22 protein-coding genes are annotated in these 18,271 nt (G+C 73.4%); 10 read left to right on the top strand and 12 right to left on the bottom strand.

The genetic code is table 11. The features are described from left to right. Both Dsi01nite_RS19620 and Dsi01nite_RS19615 read left to right on the top strand, forming a co-directional pair. Positions 1-1,936 (top strand): cytochrome P450 (locus Dsi01nite_RS19620; RefSeq protein ID WP_203847640.1); only part of this gene is annotated, 1,936 nt, incomplete at its 5' end. Between the two features lie 57 nt (positions 1,937-1,993). Further along, complete coding sequence (locus Dsi01nite_RS19615) at positions 1,994-2,902, top strand: NAD(P)H-binding protein (protein WP_203847639.1); 909 nt, start codon at positions 1,994-1,996, stop codon at positions 2,900-2,902. A gap of 10 nt (positions 2,903-2,912) precedes the next feature. Here Dsi01nite_RS19615 and Dsi01nite_RS19610 read toward each other — a convergent pair whose 3' ends face one another. From Dsi01nite_RS19610 to Dsi01nite_RS19595, 4 genes are all read right to left on the bottom strand, one after another. After that, positions 2,913-3,677, bottom strand: coding sequence for a metallophosphoesterase family protein (locus Dsi01nite_RS19610; RefSeq protein WP_203847638.1), 765 nt, complete (start codon positions 3,675-3,677; stop codon positions 2,913-2,915). Beyond that, on the bottom strand, positions 3,674-4,471 hold the full coding sequence (locus Dsi01nite_RS19605) for an SAM-dependent methyltransferase (RefSeq protein WP_239136006.1): 798 nt from the start codon (positions 4,469-4,471) through the stop codon (positions 3,674-3,676). The genes Dsi01nite_RS19610 and Dsi01nite_RS19605 overlap by 4 nt, the downstream gene beginning before the upstream one ends. Before the next feature lie 75 nt (positions 4,472-4,546). Continuing rightward, entirely contained in the window at positions 4,547-5,572 is a 1,026-nt protein-coding gene (locus tag Dsi01nite_RS19600; RefSeq protein ID WP_239136008.1) for a CU044_5270 family protein, read from the bottom strand. A 5-nt stretch (positions 5,573-5,577) separates the two neighbouring features. Then, positions 5,578-6,180, bottom strand: coding sequence for an RNA polymerase sigma factor (locus Dsi01nite_RS19595; RefSeq protein ID WP_203847636.1), 603 nt, complete (start codon positions 6,178-6,180; stop codon positions 5,578-5,580). A gap of 154 nt (positions 6,181-6,334) precedes the next feature. Between Dsi01nite_RS19595 and Dsi01nite_RS19590 the strand changes: the two genes are divergently transcribed. After that, positions 6,335-7,063, top strand: a complete 729-nt coding sequence (locus tag Dsi01nite_RS19590) for a zf-HC2 domain-containing protein (RefSeq protein WP_203847635.1) — start codon at positions 6,335-6,337, stop codon at positions 7,061-7,063. On the opposite strand, the gene cobF is transcribed toward Dsi01nite_RS19590, so the two are convergent. Next, complete coding sequence (cobF, locus tag Dsi01nite_RS19585; RefSeq protein WP_203847634.1) at positions 7,060-7,812, bottom strand: precorrin-6A synthase (deacetylating); 753 nt, start codon at positions 7,810-7,812, stop codon at positions 7,060-7,062. The two genes, Dsi01nite_RS19590 and cobF, sit on opposite strands and share 4 nt — an antisense overlap. A 63-nt stretch (positions 7,813-7,875) precedes the next feature. On the opposite strand from cobF, the gene Dsi01nite_RS19580 reads away from it, so the two are divergent. Further along, positions 7,876-8,898 (top strand): class I SAM-dependent methyltransferase, encoded by a 1,023-nt coding sequence (locus Dsi01nite_RS19580; RefSeq protein ID WP_239136004.1) that lies wholly within the window; start codon positions 7,876-7,878, stop codon positions 8,896-8,898. Positions 8,899-8,909: 11 nt separating this feature from the next. On the opposite strand, the gene Dsi01nite_RS19575 is transcribed toward Dsi01nite_RS19580, so the two are convergent. From Dsi01nite_RS19575 to Dsi01nite_RS19560, 4 genes are all read right to left on the bottom strand, one after another. Continuing rightward, positions 8,910-9,449 carry a hypothetical protein gene (locus Dsi01nite_RS19575; RefSeq protein ID WP_203847633.1) on the bottom strand — a complete coding sequence of 180 codons (540 nt, stop codon included), beginning with the start codon at positions 9,447-9,449 and terminating at the stop codon, positions 8,910-8,912. Between the two features lie 70 nt (positions 9,450-9,519). Beyond that, positions 9,520-10,248 (bottom strand): histidine phosphatase family protein, encoded by a 729-nt coding sequence (locus Dsi01nite_RS19570; protein ID WP_203847632.1) that lies wholly within the window; start codon positions 10,246-10,248, stop codon positions 9,520-9,522. 119 nt (positions 10,249-10,367) lie between these two features. Beyond that, the gene (locus Dsi01nite_RS19565) at positions 10,368-11,324 is read right to left on the bottom strand and encodes a TIGR03943 family putative permease subunit (protein WP_239136003.1); all 957 of its coding nucleotides are present in this window, start codon (positions 11,322-11,324) and stop codon (positions 10,368-10,370) included. Then, on the bottom strand, positions 11,321-12,319 hold the full coding sequence (locus tag Dsi01nite_RS19560; protein ID WP_203847647.1) for a permease: 999 nt from the start codon (positions 12,317-12,319) through the stop codon (positions 11,321-11,323). Before Dsi01nite_RS19560 ends, Dsi01nite_RS19565 begins: the two co-directional genes overlap by 4 nt. A 48-nt stretch (positions 12,320-12,367) precedes the next feature. On the opposite strand from Dsi01nite_RS19560, the gene Dsi01nite_RS19555 reads away from it, so the two are divergent. Further along, positions 12,368-12,802, top strand: coding sequence for an XdhC family protein (locus Dsi01nite_RS19555; RefSeq protein ID WP_203847631.1), 435 nt, complete (start codon positions 12,368-12,370; stop codon positions 12,800-12,802). Here the strand turns inward: Dsi01nite_RS19555 and Dsi01nite_RS19550 are convergent. From Dsi01nite_RS19550 to Dsi01nite_RS19540, 3 genes are all read right to left on the bottom strand, one after another. Continuing rightward, entirely contained in the window at positions 12,799-14,181 is a 1,383-nt protein-coding gene (locus Dsi01nite_RS19550) for a glycine--tRNA ligase (protein WP_203847630.1), read from the bottom strand. The two genes, Dsi01nite_RS19555 and Dsi01nite_RS19550, sit on opposite strands and share 4 nt — an antisense overlap. Before the next feature lie 156 nt (positions 14,182-14,337). After that, positions 14,338-14,832 carry an Rv0361 family membrane protein gene (locus Dsi01nite_RS19545; RefSeq protein ID WP_203847629.1) on the bottom strand — a complete coding sequence of 165 codons (495 nt, stop codon included), beginning with the start codon at positions 14,830-14,832 and terminating at the stop codon, positions 14,338-14,340. Between the two features lie 17 nt (positions 14,833-14,849). Then, positions 14,850-15,173, bottom strand: a complete 324-nt coding sequence (locus tag Dsi01nite_RS19540) for an antibiotic biosynthesis monooxygenase family protein (protein ID WP_203847628.1) — start codon at positions 15,171-15,173, stop codon at positions 14,850-14,852. Positions 15,174-15,209: 36 nt separating this feature from the next. Between Dsi01nite_RS19540 and Dsi01nite_RS19535 the strand changes: the two genes are divergently transcribed. The 5 genes from Dsi01nite_RS19535 to Dsi01nite_RS19515 all read left to right on the top strand — a co-directional run bounded on the left by Dsi01nite_RS19535 (position 15,210) and on the right by Dsi01nite_RS19515 (position 18,214). Further along, positions 15,210-15,458 carry a DUF6703 family protein gene (locus Dsi01nite_RS19535; protein WP_203847627.1) on the top strand — a complete coding sequence of 83 codons (249 nt, stop codon included), beginning with the start codon at positions 15,210-15,212 and terminating at the stop codon, positions 15,456-15,458. Positions 15,459-15,497: 39 nt separating this feature from the next. After that, positions 15,498-16,253, top strand: coding sequence for a metal ABC transporter ATP-binding protein (locus Dsi01nite_RS19530; RefSeq protein WP_203847626.1), 756 nt, complete (start codon positions 15,498-15,500; stop codon positions 16,251-16,253). Beyond that, positions 16,250-17,140 carry a metal ABC transporter permease gene (locus tag Dsi01nite_RS19525; RefSeq protein ID WP_203847625.1) on the top strand — a complete coding sequence of 297 codons (891 nt, stop codon included), beginning with the start codon at positions 16,250-16,252 and terminating at the stop codon, positions 17,138-17,140. Before Dsi01nite_RS19530 ends, Dsi01nite_RS19525 begins: the two co-directional genes overlap by 4 nt. Before the next feature lie 20 nt (positions 17,141-17,160). Beyond that, positions 17,161-17,457, top strand: a complete 297-nt coding sequence (locus Dsi01nite_RS19520; protein WP_203847624.1) for an ArsR/SmtB family transcription factor — start codon at positions 17,161-17,163, stop codon at positions 17,455-17,457. A 121-nt stretch (positions 17,458-17,578) separates the two neighbouring features. Then, positions 17,579-18,214: a hypothetical protein gene (locus Dsi01nite_RS19515; RefSeq protein WP_203847623.1), complete on the top strand. Its 636-nt coding sequence runs from the start codon at positions 17,579-17,581 to the stop codon at positions 18,212-18,214. Positions 18,215-18,271: the final 57 nt, after the last annotated feature.

The raw sequence follows: 18,271 nt of genomic DNA, 5'->3' as shown, positions 1-18,271 counted from the left end.
GGCTTCCGTGCCCGCCGGCCGGCGCCGGCTGACCTGGCCGGTGCTGGTGTTGTGCGCCGTCGGGGCCCTGGCGATGGTGGTCGAGAGCGGGGTCCAGCAGTGGAGCGCGGTGCTGCTCACCGGCGAACTCGGCGCGTCGGCCGGCCTGGCCGGGACCGCGCCGGGCGTGTTCGCCGGCGCGATGGCGCTCGGCCGGCTCGCGGGGCACGAACTCACCAGGCTGCTGCCGGAGCGGGCGCTGCTCGCCGGTTCCGGGCTCGTCTCCGGCGCGGGGCTGGCCGTGCTGGCCACGGCCGGGTCCGTCCCGGTCGCCCTGGCCGGGATCGCCGTCGTGGGCGGGGCGGTCTCGGTGGCGACGCCGATGGTCTACACGCTGATCGCCCGGCAGGTCCCGGGACCCGATCAGGCCCGAACCCTCGGCGCCGCCGTCGCGCTCGCCGGCCTCGGACTGAACCTCGGCCCCGCGTCGGTCGGCCGGCTCGCCGGCTCGACGGACCTGCGCACGGCCCTCGCCGCGCTGGTCGTCGTAGCGTCGGCATACCTCGTCCTGGCGCTCGCCGTCCGGACACCGGCCCGGGCCGGCCGCCCTGCCAGTGCTGCCGACACCGCCGGTGCTGCCGACGCTGCCGGTGCTGCCGACGCTGCCGGTACTGCCGGCGCCGCCGGTACTGCCGGCGCCGCCGGTACTGCCGGCGCCGCCGGTACTGCCGGCGCCGCCGGCGCTCTGGCCGCCGACCCGGCGCCACGGGGTCCCGCCGTGATCAGCGGCTGCACCGGGCGGGGCGGGGCCGCGTTCGTCCACGCCGCGACGCCCCGGCATCTGATCGGTGACACGCCGGTGCCCGCCGGTGCGGAGGACCGGCCGGTCGTGCCGCTCCCCCGCACCGGCGGACACCGGGACTGGCTCGTCACCGGCTACCGCGAGGCCCAGCAGGTGCTGCGCGACGCCGCCCTGAGCCGGGCCGCCCTGACCGATCCCGAGCACCCGCCCGGGCCCGCGCTGCGCATGTCGATCACGGAGCTGGACCCGCCCGTGCACACGACGGTCCGCACCCTCGTCGGGGGCGCGTTCGCCGCCCGCCGGGTCGCCGGCCTCGTCCCGGTGCTCGACCGTGCCGCCGCCGCCCTCGCGGACGATCTCGCCCGGGCCGGCTCCCACGCCGACCTCCTGGCCGACTTCGCGGCGCCGCTCGCCTTCGACGCGCAGTGCGCGGTGCTGGGCGTGCCGCCGCGGCACCGGCCGGTGCTGCGCGAGCTGTCCCTGTGCCGGATCGCGCGGGCCCAGCCGGCGGAGCTGGCCGAGGCCGAGGTCCAGCTGCTCGACGGGGTCGCCGCGCTGTTCGCCGACGAGACCGACCCACCGGCGGGCCTGCTGCGCGAACTGCGCGACGGCGACCTCGGCCTGGACGCCGCCGACCGGCTGGCCCTCGCGGCGTCGCTGTTCTTCGACGGGCACGCGCTGAGCGCCGCGCAGCTGGCCAACTCGCTGCTGTGGCTGCTGCTCGACGACGCCCGCCGGGCCCGGGTCACCGCGTCGCCCGCGGCGCTGACCGCGTTCGTGGAGGAGGCCGCCCGCGCGGTGCCCGCCGTCGGGTTCGGCATGACGCGGGCGGTGACCGCCCCGGTCCACGTCGGCGGCGTCCACCTGCACCCGGGCGACCGGGTCGTGGTGGCCCTCGGCATGGCGAACCGGGACCCGGACCGGCCGGGCGGGCAGCACATGACGTTCGGCTACGGCACGCACCACTGCATCGGCGCACCGCTGGCCCGGGCGGTGATCGCCGCGGGCATCCGCGCGGCGCTGCGCCTGCCCGGGCTCGCGCTCGCCGTCGACGAGACGGACCTCGCGTGGTCGCTGAACGCCACCGTCCGGACCCTCGCCGCCCTGCCGGTGCGGTGGAGGACGGCCGACCGGCTGAGCGGGCGCGCGGCGTGAGCGGGTCCCCCCGGACGGGTGTCGCCGGCGGGGCCGGGCGCGCCGAGCATTGCGTGCATGACGGAAGCCGAGTCGCCCGTGCTCGTCACCGGGGCGGGCGGGGGCGTGGGGTCGGTCGGGCGGACGGTGGTGGAGCTGCTGCGGCGGCGGGGCGTGCCGGTGCGGGCGTTCGTGCACCACGAGGACGACCGGACCGAGGTGCTGCGGGCCGCCGGGGCCGAGGTCGTGGCCGGGGATCTCACGCAGGCGGGTGACGTCGTGCGGGCCCTGGCCGGGTGCCGGCGCATGTACTTCGGGATGAGCGTGTCGCCGCGATACCTGCAGGCGACCGTCACCGTGGCCGCGGCCGCCCGGGCGCAGGGCGACCTCGCGGTGCTGGTCAACATGTCGCAGATGACCGTCTCGCAGATGACGCTGACCAGCACCGCCGAGTCGAAGCAGCAGCGCCTGCACTGGCTCGCCGAGCAGGTGCTCGGCTGGTCGGGCCTGCCGGTCGTCCAGGTCCGGCCGACCGTCTTCCTCGAGAACCCGCTCTTCACGACGTTCGCGGCCGGGTCGATCGCCGGCAGCGGCACGATCCGGTTGCCGTTCGGCTCCGGGCGCACCGCACCCGTCGCGGCCCATGACGTCGCGGAGGTGGTGGCCGACGTGCTGGCCGACCCGGCCCCGCACGTCGGGAAGGTCTACGAGCTCACCGGGCCGCGGTCGCAGGACATGACCGCGACGGCGGCGGAGTTCGCCGCCGCGCTGGGCCGGCCGGTCACCTACGTCGACGTGCCGCTGCGGCAGTGGATCGACGAGGAGCTGGCGCCGCTCGGGCTGCCCGCGCATCTGCAGGAGCACCTCGCCACCATGGCGCGGCTGCACCACGACAACCGCTACGACCGGCTGACCCACGACGTCGAGGCCGTCACCGGGCGGCCCGCCACCAGCGTCCGCGACTTCGTCGCCGCGCAGGCCCGGTGACCGCGGAGCGTCAGTCGGAGAACTCGAGGCGCTCGGCGTCGGCGGTCAGTTCGGCCACCGACGGTGGGGCGGTCAGCAGCCCCGTGATCACGTCGGCCTTCGGGTCGCCGGCAGCGACCGTCGCGGCGATGGCCTTCGCCACGTCATATGTGGTCCGCCGTAGCGCCACGTCCGGGCCGAGCAGCGCCCAGTAGGCCGTTCCCGGGGTGTTGTCGTGATACGGCAGGCCGACGCTGCCCGGGTTGACGCTGCGCAGGTCGCCGGCGCGGCGGTCGAACTGCAGGTGGGTGTGGCCGCCGACGAGGATCCGCTCCGGCACGCCCGCGCTCAGGGCGGCCAGCCGCGCGGCGGGGGTGGCCGGGGTGACGAGCTCGGTGTCGGAGCGCGGCGAGCCGTGGCAGCAGCGGACGGCGCCGAGGCCGGTGACGTCGACGACGACGGCGGAGTGGAAGCCGGCGAGGAACTCCACCACGGCAGCGGGGTGCAGGTCGAGCATCCACGCCTCCCGCGGGGTCGCGGCGGGGCGGGCGCCGGTGGCGAGCTCGACCACGGCCCGGTCGGCGTTGCCGCGGACGAACACGGCGCGCGGGCCCAGGGCACGGACCAGGTCGGCGGTGCGGGCCGGCTCCGGCCCCCAGGTGAGGTCGCCGCAGAAGACGACGAGATCGGCGGTCGCGACGTCCGGCTCGGCGAGGACGGCCTCCAGGGCCGGCACGTTGGCGTGCACGTCGGACAGGACGGCGAGCCGCTCGACGGGGCCGAAGCGCGCGGTCACGGCTTGCGGCCCACCGCCGCGTACATGGCGACGTCCGCGGGCGTGGCGTCCGGGTAGGCGTCGTGCCAGTCGCAGACCGCGACGACGCCCGGCGGCACCAGGTCCAGGCCCTCGAAGAAGGCGCCGAACTGCGCCGCGCTGCGGGCGTAGCCGTCGGTGCGGCCGGCGGCGAACATCGCCCGGTACGCCGCGGCGCCTGCCTCGTCGGCGAAGTCGACGGTGGCGTTCGTCGCGACCAGGTAGCTGCCGGACGGCAGCGCGGACAGCAGGTGCCGCACGATCGGCAGGGCGGCCTCGTCGGTGTGGATGAAGTGCAGGATCGCCACGAGCAGCAGGGCGACGGGGCGGTCCAGGTCGAGGGTGGCCCGCAGGTCGGGGTGCCGCAGGATCGCGGCCGGGTCGCGCAGGTCCGCCTCCAGGTACGCGGTCCTGCCCTCGGGTGCGCCGGTGAGCAGCGCCCGCGCGTGGGTGAGCACGATCGGGTCGTTGTCGACGTAGACGACGCGGGACGCCGGGTCGACGCGCTGGGCGAGCTCGTGGGTGTTGTCCGGGACCGGCAGGCCGGTGCCGATGTCGAGGAACTGGCGGACGCCGGCCTCCTCCGCCAGGAACCGCACGGCCCGGCGGAGGAAGGCCCGGTTCGCGAGGACCGCCGTGCGCACCGTCGGGAACGCGGCGGCGATCTCGTCGCCGGAGGCCCGGTCGGCGGCGAAGTGGTCCTTGCCGCCGAGCCAGTAGTTGTAGCGGCGGGCCGGGTGCGGCACCGATGTGTCGATCCGGTCCTGTCCGGTCACAACGACTCCCTCGCGTCACTGCGTCGTGGTGACGCTCAGGCTAGTCGATATGTCCGCACCCGTCCCACCCTTGAGCTACGTGCAGGGCTGCTGCTTGGGGCCGGGTGTCACCGCCGGCGCCTCGTCCGCGACGGTCACCGACAGCTGCGCGGTCGCCGCCAGCTGGGTGCCGGCGGGTGCCCCGGCCGTGGCCGCGTCGACCACGACGGACCGCGAGCCGAGGTACCCGAACGTGACCGGGTCGAAGATCAGGTCGTAGCGCAGGCCGCTGCTCACGTAGCCGACGGCGACGCCGTCGCGGCCGGCGGCGTCCTGCACGTCACCGACCAGCTGGGCGCCGGGGACGAGCTTCAACGCCTGGAAGACCGCCGTGTGCTGGGCCGTGGGCATCGCGGCCGCGGCCAGCTCGGCGCCGGCCTTCCACAGGTAGGAGTTCTTGTCGGCGCCACCACCAGGGAACTTCCTGAAGTAGGTCAGCATGCCCTGCGCGTCGGTCGGCAGGGTGCCGTAGAACGCGTAGTCGTGCCGGACCGCGTCGGCCTTCGCCGGGCAGATCGCGTGGTTGTCGACCAGGCCGGCCGTGGGCACGCCCGCCGGGACGGCCCGGCCGGGAAACGGCAGCACCTCCAGGTTCTCCGCCCTGACCGCGCCCTGTTTCGTGTTGTCCGAGGAGATCCAGGTGGTCCGCTTCATCCGGTACAGGAAGCGCCCGTCCTCGCCGACGAACCCCTGGTCCTGGACGACGGACTCGGTGACCACGAACTGCCCCGGCCCGGGCGTGACCCCGGGGGCGGCCGCCGCGGCCAGGTCGAGCACCTCGGCGACGGAGACCGGCCGCAGCTTGACCGCCGGAGCGGCCGAGGACGGCCCGGCGGCAACCGACGGCGGGGACTTCGCCGGGGTCGTCGTGGTCAGCAGCACCGCCACGGCCACCCCGGCCGCCGCCGTGGCGAGACCAGCGACGGCCAGGAGCGGCCGCCGCGACCCGGGCCGCGCCGACCGCTGGGTGCGTAGCATCGTCACGAAGGACCGCTCGGCCCCGGTCAGCTCCTCGCCGGACAGTTCCGGCACCTCACCGCGGAACTCGCGGAGTTGTCGCATGTCGTTCACAGGTCCTCCTGGATGGACGTCGGGTCCGCCCCGCCGAGTGCCGCGCGCATCCTGCTTCGAGCCCGGTTCACCCGGGACCGCACCGTCCCCACGGGCACGCCGAGCGCGACCGCGATCTCCTCGTACGTGAGGTCTCCCCACGCCACCAGCAGCAGCGCGTCGCGGTACCCGGGACGCAGGCCCGCCAGTGCCGCGGCGAGCCGCCGGTTGACGGCGTCCGCACCCAACCGGGCGTCGCTGTGCACCTCGAACCCCTCCGTCACCGGGTCGACGCCGGTGCGTTCCAGGGCCTTCAGCGCCCGGATCTCGGCGCGGCGCTGCCGGCCGATCAGGTTGGTGGCGATGCCGAACAGCCACGGCCGGGCGTCGTGCCGGTCCGCGGCGTACCGGTGCCGCTGCCGGAACGCCGCGAGGAACACGTCGGCGCAGACGTCCTCGGCGACGGACGGGCCCAGGCGGCGGGTCACGTACCGCTGGATCACCGGCGCGTGCCGGCGGAAGATCAGTGCGAACAGTTCGGGCTCATCCTGGGACCGCGCGATGATCACGGCGTCGGCCACCGGTTCGGTGGCCACCGCCGTCTCGGTTGGTCTGGTCATCGGACATCAGGCCTCTCGGCAGTCGGTCAGTACACCCGGTACTTGCCCGGCCGCCGAGCCGCGGTTCCCGATTTTCAGTCCTCGACGCCGATGTCCGGCGCAATCGTAGCCACGACGCGGGAACTTCCCCGGTCTCGGCGGCGACTACCTGTCCGTGGAGTGCATGCGGTGCCGGGAAGCGCTGTCCGCGCGGATGGACGGCGAGGACGAGGCGGTCGCGCCGGCCCTGGTCGACGCGCACCTGGAGCAGTGCCGGGCGTGCCGGCGATGGCAGGAGCAGGCGGTCGCGGCGACGAGGACGGCTCGGCTGTGGCCGCTGCAGAGCGTTCCGCTCCCGGTCTCCCGGCTCCTGGTGGGTTTCACCCCCGCTGTCCGCCGGCGGTCGCGGCTCGTGTTCTCCCTGCGGGTGCTGCTGGGCGGGTTCGGGCTGGCGCAGTTCGTGCTCGGCATCGCCCAGGCCGCGAACGCCGCGACCGCCCACGTGCACCAGGCCGGGCACGTGTTCCACGAGTCGGCCGCGTGGAACGTGGCGATCGGCGCGGGGTTCGCCTGGATCGCGACCCGGCGGGCCACGCCCGCGGGCGCGCTGCCGATGCTGACCGCGTTCGTGGCGCTGCTCGCGCTGCTGTCCGCCAACGATCTGCTGGCCGGGGCGGTGGAGACGACTCGGCTGGTGAGCCACGGGTTCGTGCTCGCCGGGTACGCGATCGTGGTCGCCCTGTCCCGCCCCGTCCTCGACCCCGGCGGTCCACCCGCCGACCGGCAACGCCCGCCGTGGCGGTTGGGCCGCCCGCCGGGCCTCGACGATCCCGCCCCGGCGCCGGCGCGCCTGCGCCTGATCCAGGGTCAGGCGAACGTCGCTGCGACGCGACGGGCGGCTTAGACCCGGCGCAGCAGGTACGTGTCCATGATCCAGCCCTTACGGGCCCGGGCCTCGCGGCGCACCGCGTCGATCTCGTCGACGACCTTGCCGAGCCGCCCGGCGACGAGCAGCTCATCAGGGGTGCCGAGGTACGCGCCCCAGTAGATGTCGACGTCCTCGTCGCGATACGCACGGCAGGCCAGATCCGCGTCGAGCATGACGACGACGTCGTCGCAGCCGTCGGGCCAGCCGGCCGCGAGCCGGCGACCGGTGGTGATGTGGACCGGCCCGGCGACCCGGTTCAGCATGATCCGGTGCCGGGCGGTGAGCACCTGGACGCTGGTGATGCCGGGGATGACCGCGTAGTCGACGGCCACGTTCCCGCGCGCGGCGATCGTGTCCAGGATGCGGATCGTGCCGTCGTACAGCGCCGGATCCCCCCAGGCGAGGATGCCCACGACGGCGTCCTCGGCCTCGGCGAGCAGGGCCTCCTCGATCATCCGGGCCCGCTCGTCGCGCCAGTCCCGCACCGCGCCCTCGTAGTCGGCGGCGGTCCGGTCGCGGGGCGGGTCGGCGATGACCACCGTCCGGTACGGCCGTTGCGTGGCGAACCGCTCGCAGATCGCCCGCCGCGCCTCCGTCAGGTCCGCGGTCGTGTCGCCCTTGTCGAGGACGAGGAACACGTCGACCGCGTTCATGGCGTTGACCGCCTGCACGGTGACGTGTTCCGGGTCGCCCGCGCCGATTCCGATGATCAGTACCTTCCGCACCGGCCCATGATGTCAGGTGCCCCGCTGTCCGCGGATCGGCGGCGGTTTGCGCATGATGTACCGATGACACAGGACCGGTGGGACGAGGTCATGGACCTGCTCGTGGCGGCGGTCCCGGCAGGGCGCGCGACGGTGGTGGTCGACGGCACCGACGAGCGGACCGGGCAGGTGGCCGACCGGCTCGCGGCGGCACTGCGAGCCGCCGGCCGCCCGTGCGCCAGGCCGCCCGGTGACATCCCTGTCGTGGTCGCCGACGCTCCGGCCGTGGTCGCTGACGGGCCGGCCGTGGTCGCTGACGGGCCGGTCGTGGTCGCTGACGGGTCTTCCGCGCGCGAGGACCCGCCGGCCGGCGGCTGGGACGTGGTCGTCTGGCTGCGCACGTCACGGCGGCAGCACGAGGCCGACGGGACGCGGGGCGACACCGCGGACATCGTCGTCGACCTGCACGACCCCGAGTGGCCGGTCATCCGGCACGTCGCCCCCCGGCTCCTGCCGCATCACCGCTGGCACCTGGCGGAGTCCCGGGCGTTCTTCGGGGTCCGCGCCGCGACGTGGGACGCGAAGTTCGGTGACGACCTGCCCGCGTACGCCGCCGCGGTCGACGCCGCGGGCCTCCCGCCCGGAGGGGTCGTCGTCGACGCCGGCTGCGGCACCGGCCGGGCCCTGCCCGCACTGCGCGCCGCGGTCGGCCCGGCCGGGACGGTCGTCGGGCTGGACCACACGCCGCAGATGCTCGCCATGGCTCAGGAGAAGGGCAACGGCGGTCTCGTCCTCGCCGACGCGGGCCGGCTGCCGTTCGCGGACGGCAGCGTCGACGCCGTCTTCGCCGCCGGGCTCGTCATGCACCTGCCCGACCCCGTCGACGGGCTCCGCGAGCTCGCCCGGGTCACGCGTGCCGGCGGCCGGCTGGTGCTCTTCCACCCGACGGGCCGGGCCGCCCTGGCCGCCCGCCACGGCCGGGTCCTGCGCCCCGACGAGCCCCTCGCCGAGGGCCCGCTCACCGCTGCGGCGGCCCGCTCCGGCTGGCGGCTCGTGCGCTACGACGACGGACCGGACCGCTTCCTGGCGCTGGCCGACCGGGCCTGACCTCGCCGGTTTCAGCGCTCCAGCGTCGACTCGGGCTTACCGGTCGCGCCGGCCGCGCCGGCCTTGTCGCCGGCGCCGGCCTTGTCGGCGAGCAGGCCGCGGCCGACCAGGAACGCCCTGGCCTCGGCGGCCTCGGCGGGTGGCAGCTGCGTCCACGGCAGCACCAGGGGGTTGATCCCGGCGACCGTCACGACCCAGAACTCCGGCGTCTCGCGCACCGCCTGGACGGACTCCCAGCGGTACCCCACGTTGAGGCTCCTCGTGTGCGCCTGCACGTCGACGTCGGTCAGCTCATACGTCGCCGTCTCGCCGAGGATGCCGGTCCTGGCCTGCGCGGCCGCCCGCGAGACGAGCCACGGGAAGCAGCACAGTCCCGCTCCGAGCGCGAGCGGCGCGGCACCCGACGGGATGTCATTGACGGACATCACCGCCCCGAGCACCGCGACAGCGGCACCGAGGACATACAACCGCAGCAGCTTCCCGCCCATCGTGGTCTTGATGGCCCGACGGGCGCGAGCCTGATCCGGCTCGACCGTGAAGCTGATGTGCATCGTTCTCCCCCATCGACGCGCACACCGTACACCTGTGCCGTCCGCCGAAGGGGGCGCGGTCCACCCGGGGTCAGATGCCGTCGCTGGCCGAGCCGACCGTCCAGTAGACGCGGTTGTAGTCCTCCAGCTCCAGCTGCTCACCGGACGCCGCGACCCGATACGTCGTCACCCCGCAGTTGGCCGGCGTCTGCCCCTCCGGCCAGCGCTGCGCCTGCTGGTACCCCCACCGCTCCAGCAGGAACCGGAAGCACCGCAACGTCCCACCGTGCGTGACAACCATGATCTTCTGCCCCGGCCGGTCCCGGAACAGTGTGTCGAGGAACGTGTGGACCCGCCCGGTCACGTCCGCGAGGCTCTCCCCACCCGGCGGCCGCGCCATGAACCCGCCGAACGTGTGCCAGTACTCGTTCAGCCACGGGAACGCCGCCTCCGCCTCGGCGGTCGTCATGTCGTACGCGAACCCCGGGTCACGCTCCCGCACGAAGATGTTGGTCCGCAGCCGCATCCGGTCCCGCTCCTGCGCCGTGTACGCCCCGAGAATGCCCTCGGCGGTCTGCACGGTCCGCGCGTATCCGCTCGTGTACACGTAGTCGAAGACCCCGAACCGCTCCCGGATCGCGTGACCGGTCTGCTCCGCCTGCTTGTGCCCGTCGGCCGTCAGGTCGATGAGATGGTCGGGCACCCCGCGCACCACCTGCCGGGCCGCGTCGTCGGCGAAGTAGACGCTGCCCTTCTTCGCCTGGTTCCGGGCCGACTCGGCGTGCCGTACGAGCACCAGCAGTGCCGGGCGCTTGGACACCGTTTCCTCCTCAGCGGTCGAGCTTGCAACCCCCTCGACTCTCGCACCTCCACGCTCACACCGGCACCCCCACCCCGGGTCGGAGGGCCCACGGGTTCGCTCGCCGCGGGCGTGCGGAGCTACGACTCGTACTGCTCCACAGGCGTCTCGATCAACGCCACGTCTGTCACCTCGATGAACGGGATCGTCTCTCCGTTGACGACGTCCTTCACCTGCCGGCCCGTGTAACCGCCGGTCACCCGCAGCCACTGCTCGTCGCGGAGCCCTTCGGGCAGCTGCCCGGCGAGGGCGACCTTCACCGGTCGAGCGTCGGCGGCGCAGCAGCTGAGCATCATGCGGGCCAGCAGCCAGGTGCCCTCGGGTCCCCGCATCACGAACCCGGACAGCTCGACACGCCGCTCCCCCAGCGACACCCCACGGTCGAACACGGCCCTGGACGCGTAGTCGAGCATGGTCAGCTTGACCGGGTCGCCGGCCGGCAGCGGCGCGAAGTCGGACTTCTCCACCAGTGCCGACCCGGCCCGGCCGGCCGCATACGATCCGAGCGCCGGCGGCGCCACCAGCAACAGCCCGAGCACCGGCGCGAGCAGCAGCCAGGCGACCTTCGGCCCACCAGGCCCGTGCCCATGCCCGTCGTCGTCCCCGTCCCCGTGCCCGTGCCCGTGCCCAGGCCCGTGCCCAGGCCCGTGCCCGGGCCCGTCGTCGTCCCCGTGCCCAGGCCCTTGCCCAGGCCCGTGGCCATCCCCGTGCCCGTGCGCGGCGTCCCCGACGTCCCCGTGCCCGTCGTGCCCGGGCGAGACTGCGCCGTCCACGCCCGCAACCGCGGACCCTCCGGCCACCGCCACACCAGCACCGCCCGCCCCGGCCACCGCGGGACCACCGGCCGTCGCGGGCCTGGTGGGGCGCAGCTCATACCAGAGCGAGAAGAGCCCGGCGACGACCAGGATCGCCCCGGCGAGGATCAGATACGGTTGGAGCCCCGGCTTGACGTAGTTGAGGTACTGATCGGTGAGGCTGGCCCGCAGCACCGCGCCCCCGACGAGCAGCAGGATGACCGCCTGCGCCTGCCTGTTCACAACAGCACCGTCCCGACCACTGCGGCCACCCCGATCGCGAGCACGAACGTCGCCGGCGCGAACCGCAGCGCGAACCCGCGCCCGAAGATGCCGGCCTGCATGGCGAAGAGCTTCAGGTCGATCATCGGACCGACGACCATGAACGCCAGCCGGGCGGTCATGGAGAACTGGGTCAGCGACGCGGCGACGAACGCGTCGGCCTCCGAACAGATGGACAGCAGCACGGCGAGCAGGCCCAGCACCAGGACCGCGATCACCGGGTCGGCGGCGAGGTGCGCCAGCCACGACTTCGGCACGACCACGCCGATGACGGCGGCGGCCGCGGCGCCGATGACCAGGAACCCGCCGGCGTGCAGCACGTCGTGCCGGACGCTGGCCCAGAACGCCGGCCATTTGTCCATCCCGTCGAGGTGCGCCCGCGACGGCATCCTGAGCCAGCTGCCCTTGCCGAACGCCTGCCACAGCCAGCCCATCAGGCACGCGACGACGAGGCTGGCCAGGGCCCGGGCGATCACGACCCGCGGCTGGCCGGGGAACGCGACCGCGGTCGAGACCAGCACGATCGGGTTGACCGCGGGCGAGGCGAGCAGGAACGCGAACGCGGCCGCGGGGGTCACGCCGCGGCGGACCAGGGCGCCGGCGACCGGCACGGATGCGCACTCGCAGCCGGGCAGCACGACCCCGGCGACGCTCGCGGTCGGCACGGCCAGCGCCGGATGCTTCGGCAGCGCCTTGGCGAAGAACGACGGCGGCACGAACACCGCGATGATCCCCGACAGCACGACCCCGAACACCAGGAACGGGATCGCCTGGGTCATCACGGACACGAACACCGTCAGCCAGGTCTGCAGCGCGGGCGCCGACAGCGACTCGGTGAGGGGATCCCGGAACAGGACCACCAACACGAGCAGCGCGGCGAGCACCTCGACCGAGCCGATCCTCCGCCGCCGTCGTCGGGCGGCGGCGGCGGTGCTGGTGGGCGGTGAAGACGTCATCGTCACGCCTGGAGGCTACCGTCCAGGTATGACAGTTCGGCGAATCGCATGAGCACAGACGCTGAAAGGGCACTGGTGGCGGTGTTCGACACCCCCGTGGCCACGCACCTGCTGCAGTTCGCGACCACCCTCGGCTTCCGGGTCGCCCTCGCCGAGCCGGACCTCACCGGCACCCGGATCGACGGGGACACCGACATCGTCGTCACCGACCACGACCGGCCGGAGCTGGGCGCCGTCCTGCGCGACGCGCTCAACTCACCGGCCCGCTGGATCGGAGTGATGGGCAACATGCGGCACGCCGGCCCGCACGTGGCGGCCCTGCGCGCCCTGGACGTCCCCGACGACGAGATCGCGAGGGTGCACCGCCCGGTCGGCCTGAACATCGGCTCGAAGACGCCGGCGGAGATCGCCCTCGCGACCCTCGCCGGCCTCATCGCCGACCGCAACAACCGACCGGGCGGCCCCTTCGAACAAAGGCCCTAGCAGCCCGGCAGGCGCTCGATCAGGTACGTCTCGACCTGGTCCAGCGACACCCGATCCTGCGTCATCGTGTCGCGGTCGCGGACCGTCACGGCGTTGTCGTTGAGCGTCTCGAAGTCGACGGTCAGGCAGTAGGGCGTGCCGATCTCGTCCTGCCGCCGGTACCGGCGACCGATGCCCTGCGCGTCGTCGAAGTCGACCGTCCAGCGCTTGCGCAGCTGCTTCGCGAGGTCACGGGCCTTCGGCGACAGGTCGGCGTTGCGGGACAGCGGCAGCACGGCCGCCTTGACCGGCGCCAGCCGCTTGTCGAAGCGCATGACCGTGCGCTGCTCGACGCTGCCCTTGGTGTTGGGCGCCTCGTCCTCGTCGTAGGCCTCGAGCAGGAACGCGAGCACCGCGCGGGTGAGACCGGCGGCCGGCTCGATGACATACGGCACCCAGCGCTCCTTCTTCTCCTGGTCGAAGTACGACAGGTCGACGCCGGAGTGCTTGGAGTGCGTGTTGAGGTCGAAGTCGGTGCGGTTGGCGATGCCTTCGAGCTCGGAGAACTCCTGGCCACCGAAGCGGAAGCGGTACTCGATGTCGACGGTGCGCTTCGAGTAGTGCGACAGCTTCTCCTTCGGGTGCTCGAAGAAGCGGAGGTTGTCGGCGGACAGGCCGAGGTCGAGGTACCAGTTCCAGCGCTCCTGGAGCCAGTACTCGTGAGCCTCCTCGTCCTTGCCCGGCTCGACGAAGTACTCCATCTCCATCTGCTCGAACTCGCGCGTGCGGAAGATGAAGTTGCCGGGGGTGATCTCGTTGCGGAAGCTCTTGCCGACCTGCGCGATGCCGAACGGCGGCTTCTTGCGCGCGGCGCCCTCGATGTTCTTGTAGTTGATGAAGATGCCCTGCGCGGTCTCGGGCCGCAGGTAGTGCAGGCCCTCGTCGTTCTCGACGGCGCCGAGATAGGTCTTCATCAGGCCGTTGAACATGCGCGGCTCGCTGAACGTGCCCTTGTTGCCGCAGTTGGGGCAGTTGATCTCGCCGAGGACGAAGGGCTTGTCCGCGCCGTGCTTCTCGACGAACGCCTCTTCGAGGTGGTCGGCACGGAAGCGCTTGTGGCACGACGCGCACTCGGTCAGCGGGTCGACGAACGCGTCGACGTGGCCGGAGGCGACCCACACGTCCCGGGAGAGGATGACGGCGGAGTCCAGGCCGACGATGTCGTCGCGCTGCTGGACCATGGTGCGCCACCACTGCCGCCGGACGTTGTCCTTGAGCTCGACGCCGAGGGGGCCGTAGTCCCAGGCGGAGCGGGTGCCCCCGTAGATCTCGCTGGACGGGAAGACAAAGCCGCGGCGCTTCGCGAGGCTGACGACGGAATCGATGCGATCGGCGGCCATGGTTCCTCCTCGGCCTCACGGCGACTGGCTGTCGGCAAGGCGGGTGTCGGGTGCTGGAAGGTCGGTCAAGACGGGCAAACCGTCAACGTCCACATCGACGGTACGGTTACGCCCGGGCGAGCCGCACCAGATTATCCGCAGTGCCACCGGGCCCGATCAGTCGACCCCTCCGCAGATCACCCACCGGGTCGTCTGCTGCAGCATGGTGAACGTCATCAGCGACTCACCCTGCCCGCGGCGTTTCACGGTCGCCGGGACCTGGACGCGGTTCACGTCGACGTCGTTCTTGTCGACGGTGAAGTCGGTGACCTCGGAGCCGCGGTAGTGCTCCTCGTACCACGCGACGGGGTGCGAGCGCTGCTGCTCCGGGCACAGCTGCCCGCGGGCGGCCTCGTAGTCGGCCGCCCGCATCGCGGTCAGGTAGGTGTCGACCACGCTGACCAGCTGGGAGCGGGCGACCCCTTCGAGGCCGTTGAGCAGGAAGCCGCCGCCGAGGACACCGCCGACGCAGCACAGCACGAGCACCAGCCCGCCGACGCCGAGACCGATCCACAGGCCGCGCAGGTCGCGGTCGCGGGGCGGCGCCGCGAACGGCGTCACCACGCCGGGGCCCGGTGGCGGCGCCGGCACCCCGGTCGGCGAGGGCATCATGCCCCAACAGTATCCAACTACGCCCGGTCGCTCGCGGTGACCGTGAGCGCACCGCCGGGGGCGACCTCGGCGAGCTCCTCGAACGCCGACGGCTCGTCGAGGGACTGGGCGAGCAGGGGCGTGGCGTACATCTTCACGTCGAAGGCCGACAGTGCCCGCCGGTATGCCCCCACCGACTGCCATTCAGTGACGATGCTCCAGTGCGTCGGGTCGTCGAACGCGCGGGCCAGGCGGCCGCGGAGATACCCTGGGCAGGCCGCGAGGGCGCCGAGCGCGGTGTGCGCGCGCTCCACGAACCCTTCGTCGGTGCCGTCCAGCACGAACCGTGTCACCACCAGCATGCCGCCGAGCATACGGACCCGAGGAGCACACCCGAGATGACCCAGCGTGTTCTGACCCGGCTGGGACGGGTCAAGCCGACGACGGCGTTCCTCGGCGTCGGTGTGCTCGTGTTCGTGGCGCTGGTCCTGCCCGGCCCGGTCGGCGCCCTGTTGCTGCTCGCCCTCGCCGCCGGCGCCGGGTGGCTGCTCGCCCAGACCTGGCCGCTGCACCCGCCGCGGGCACGGGTGATGCGGCTGGCCGTCCTGGCGCTCGTCGTGCTCCTCGCCGTCGCGAAGCTCACCTGAAGTTGACAACGATTCCCATTATCAGGCACGCTCGGGAGCGTGGTACTTGAGGTGGACCGGGCCGTTGTCGCCTACGACGGGCGACCCGTGCTTGACGGCGTGTCCCTGCGGGTCGACCCCGCCGAGGTCGTGGCGATCCTCGGCGCCAACGGTTCGGGCAAGTCCACCCTGGTGAAGTCGGCGTTGGGTCTGGTACCCCTGGCGAAAGGCGAGGTCCGCCTCTTCGGCACCCCGCTCAGGCGTTTCCGCTCGTGGCACCGGCTCGGCTACGTCCCGCAGCGCGTCGGCGCCGGCAGCGGCGTCCCCGCCACCGTCGGCGAGGTCGTCGCCGAGGGCCGCCTCGCGCGGCGGGGTTTCCTGCGCTTCCCGTCCGGCGCCGACAAGCGCGCGGTCGAGGAGGCCCTGACCGCCGTCGGCCTCGCCGACCGGGCCCGCGAGCCCGTGTCCGTGCTGTCCGGCGGGCAGCAGCAGCGGGTCCTCATCGCCCGCGCCCTCGCCGGCGCACCCGAGCTGCTGGTCCTGGACGAGCCGACGGCCGGCGTCGACGCCGCCAGCCAGGAGGCGTTCGCCGCCTGCCTGCACCACTTCGTCGAGCAGGGCGGCACCGTGGTCTTCGTGGCCCACGAGCTCGGCCCGCTGCGCCCCCTGATCACCCGCGCGGTCGTCGTGCACCACGGCGAGATCATCCACGACGGCGCGCCCCCGGAGCCGGCCGGCCACCACGCCGAACCCGGCCACGACCACGTCCACCCCCACGCCTCCGTCGAGGCGCCCGGCCTGCTGGGCAGCGCATGAGCATCTTCCAGTACGACTTCATGATCCGGGCCCTCGTCGGCGCGCTGATCACCGGCGCCTCGGCCCCCGCGATCGGCATCTACCTCGTCCAGCGGCGGCTGTCACTCATCGGCGACGGCCTCGGCCACGTGGCGCTCACCGGCGTCGGGTTCGGCCTGCTCCTGCACCAGTCGCCGGTGCTGATGGCGGTCGTCGCGGCCGCGCTCGGCGCCGTCGTCATCGAGCTCGTCCGCGAACGCGGCAAGACGTCCGGCGACGTCGCCCTCGCCATGCTGTTCTACGGCGGCATCTCCGGCGGCGTGATCCTCGTGAACCTGTCGGACGAGCAGAGCAACCGCAGCCTCGTCACGTACCTCTTCGGCTCACCGCTGACGACGAGCCGCCAGGACCTGACGGTGATGCTCATCCTCGGCTGCGCGGTGCTCGCCGTCGCCGTCCTGCTCCGCCCGTGGCTCTTCGCCGTCTGCCACGACGAGGAGTACGCGCGGGTGTCCGGCCTGCCCGTCCGCGCCCTCAACCTCATCCTCGCCGTCACGACCGCGGTCACCGTCACCGTCGCCATGCGGGCCGTCGGCCTGCTGCTGGTCAGCGCCCTCATGGTGGTGCCGGTCGCGACCGCGCAGCAACTCACCCGCGGCTTCAGGGTGACGATGCTCGTCGCGGTCCTGATCGGCCTGACCGTCTCCGGCGGCGGCATCTGGATCTCGACGGTCGCCGACACCGGCCCCGGCGCGACCGTGGTCCTCCTCGCGATCGCGGGGTTCTTCACCGCCACCGTCGGTGTCTCCACGTGGCGCGCGGTCCGCCGCCGTGCCGGACCCCGCCCGTCCACACCGGAACGCACAACACCCGAGGTGGTGCTCGACCGTGTGGACCATGGTTACTGACAACGGTTACCGTTGCGCACATGTCGAGCATTGAGGGCTACGAAGCGGCCGGCGAGCTGTTGCGTGCCCTCGCCGCCCCGCTCCGCATCCGCATCGTGACCGAGCTCGCCGACGGCCCCCGCTGTGTCCACGAGCTCGTCGACACCCTCGGCGCCCCGCAACCGCTCGTCTCCCAGCACCTGCGCGTCCTGCGCGGGGCGGGGGTCGTGCGGGGTTCGCGCCGGGGGCGGGAGATCGCATACGCGCTGACCGACGACCACATCGCCCACATCGTCGCCGACGCCGTCACCCACGCCCGCGAGAACACCGGCCGTTAGGGCCCGCGCGCCGAAGGCCGGGTCGGCACTCGGTGCGGGCGCCGCTCTCGACCGCGCCCCGGCCCGGTGGATCGCGCCTCGCCACAGTGCGGTCACAGCTCCGGTGCGTCAGGCTTGAGTGGTGAAGCTCTATGCCGACCGTGCCCCCACCGCCCTGCGGCAGTTCCTCACCGACGTGTTCGTGGTCGTGTGGGTCTATGCCTGGGTCAAGCTGGGAATGATGCTGTTCGACCTGATTCAGAAGCTGGCGGTGCCAGGGCAGAAGCTCGAGGGCGCCGGGAACGGCCTCGCCGACAACCTCAAGGGCGCCGGCGACAAGATCAATGGCGTGCCGGGCGTGCCGGACTCGGTCGTCGCCCCGTTCAACAGCGCGGCCGACGCGGCCAGGTCGCTCGCCGACGCGGGCCGCCAGCAGCAGGAGGTCGTCAACGATCTGGCCTGGATCCTGTCGGTGGTGGTGGTCGTGGTGCCGGTCGCGGTGCTCGTCCTCATCTGGCTGCCGCTGCGGATCCGGTGGATGCGCCGGGCCGGGTCGGCGACGAGACTGCGCAACGCCACGGCGGGCCGGGACCTCCTCGCCCTGCGCGCACTGGCGACGCAGCCGCTGGGCAAGCTGGTGAAGATCGACCCGGAGATCGCGGCCCTGTGGCGCAAGGGCGACAAGCAGGCGGTCGAGGCCCTCGCCAGCCTGGAGCTGCGCAGCCTCGGCCTACGATCCGGAACCAGGGAGACCAGACCCGCGCTGAGCCCACGCTGAGCGCACGATCCTCGCAGGAGTCGCCGTCGCCGGTCGTTGCAGAACTTCGAACACAGC

The organism is Dactylosporangium siamense (genome assembly GCF_016862795.1).
Classification (GTDB): Bacteria; Actinomycetota; Actinomycetes; order Mycobacteriales; family Micromonosporaceae; genus Dactylosporangium; species Dactylosporangium siamense.
This window is presented reverse-complemented; position numbering and strand designations above follow the sequence as displayed.

What these genes read in the sequence shown, in the direction of transcription:
- Dsi01nite_RS19615 (WP_203847639.1), top strand. Translation starts at nt 1,994, where the DNA reads ATGACGGAAGCCGAGTCGCCCGTGCTCGTCACCGGGGCGGGCGGGGGC.
- Dsi01nite_RS19600 (WP_239136008.1), bottom strand. Translation starts at nt 5,572, where the DNA reads ATGCGACAACTCCGCGAGTTCCGCGGTGAGGTGCCGGAACTGTCCGGC.
- Dsi01nite_RS19595 (WP_203847636.1), bottom strand. Translation starts at nt 6,180, where the DNA reads ATGACCAGACCAACCGAGACGGCGGTGGCCACCGAACCGGTGGCCGAC.
- Dsi01nite_RS19580 (WP_239136004.1), top strand. Translation starts at nt 7,876, where the DNA reads ATGACACAGGACCGGTGGGACGAGGTCATGGACCTGCTCGTGGCGGCG.
- Dsi01nite_RS19575 (WP_203847633.1), bottom strand. Translation starts at nt 9,449, where the DNA reads ATGCACATCAGCTTCACGGTCGAGCCGGATCAGGCTCGCGCCCGTCGG.
- Dsi01nite_RS19560 (WP_203847647.1), bottom strand. Translation starts at nt 12,319, where the DNA reads ATGACGTCTTCACCGCCCACCAGCACCGCCGCCGCCGCCCGACGACGG.
- Dsi01nite_RS19555 (WP_203847631.1), top strand. Translation starts at nt 12,368, where the DNA reads ATGAGCACAGACGCTGAAAGGGCACTGGTGGCGGTGTTCGACACCCCC.
- Dsi01nite_RS19550 (WP_203847630.1), bottom strand. Translation starts at nt 14,181, where the DNA reads ATGGCCGCCGATCGCATCGATTCCGTCGTCAGCCTCGCGAAGCGCCGC.
- Dsi01nite_RS19545 (WP_203847629.1), bottom strand. Translation starts at nt 14,832, where the DNA reads ATGATGCCCTCGCCGACCGGGGTGCCGGCGCCGCCACCGGGCCCCGGC.
- Dsi01nite_RS19540 (WP_203847628.1), bottom strand. Translation starts at nt 15,173, where the DNA reads ATGCTGGTGGTGACACGGTTCGTGCTGGACGGCACCGACGAAGGGTTC.
- Dsi01nite_RS19535 (WP_203847627.1), top strand. Translation starts at nt 15,210, where the DNA reads ATGACCCAGCGTGTTCTGACCCGGCTGGGACGGGTCAAGCCGACGACG.
- Dsi01nite_RS19525 (WP_203847625.1), top strand. Translation starts at nt 16,250, where the DNA reads ATGAGCATCTTCCAGTACGACTTCATGATCCGGGCCCTCGTCGGCGCG.
- Dsi01nite_RS19520 (WP_203847624.1), top strand. Translation starts at nt 17,161, where the DNA reads ATGTCGAGCATTGAGGGCTACGAAGCGGCCGGCGAGCTGTTGCGTGCC.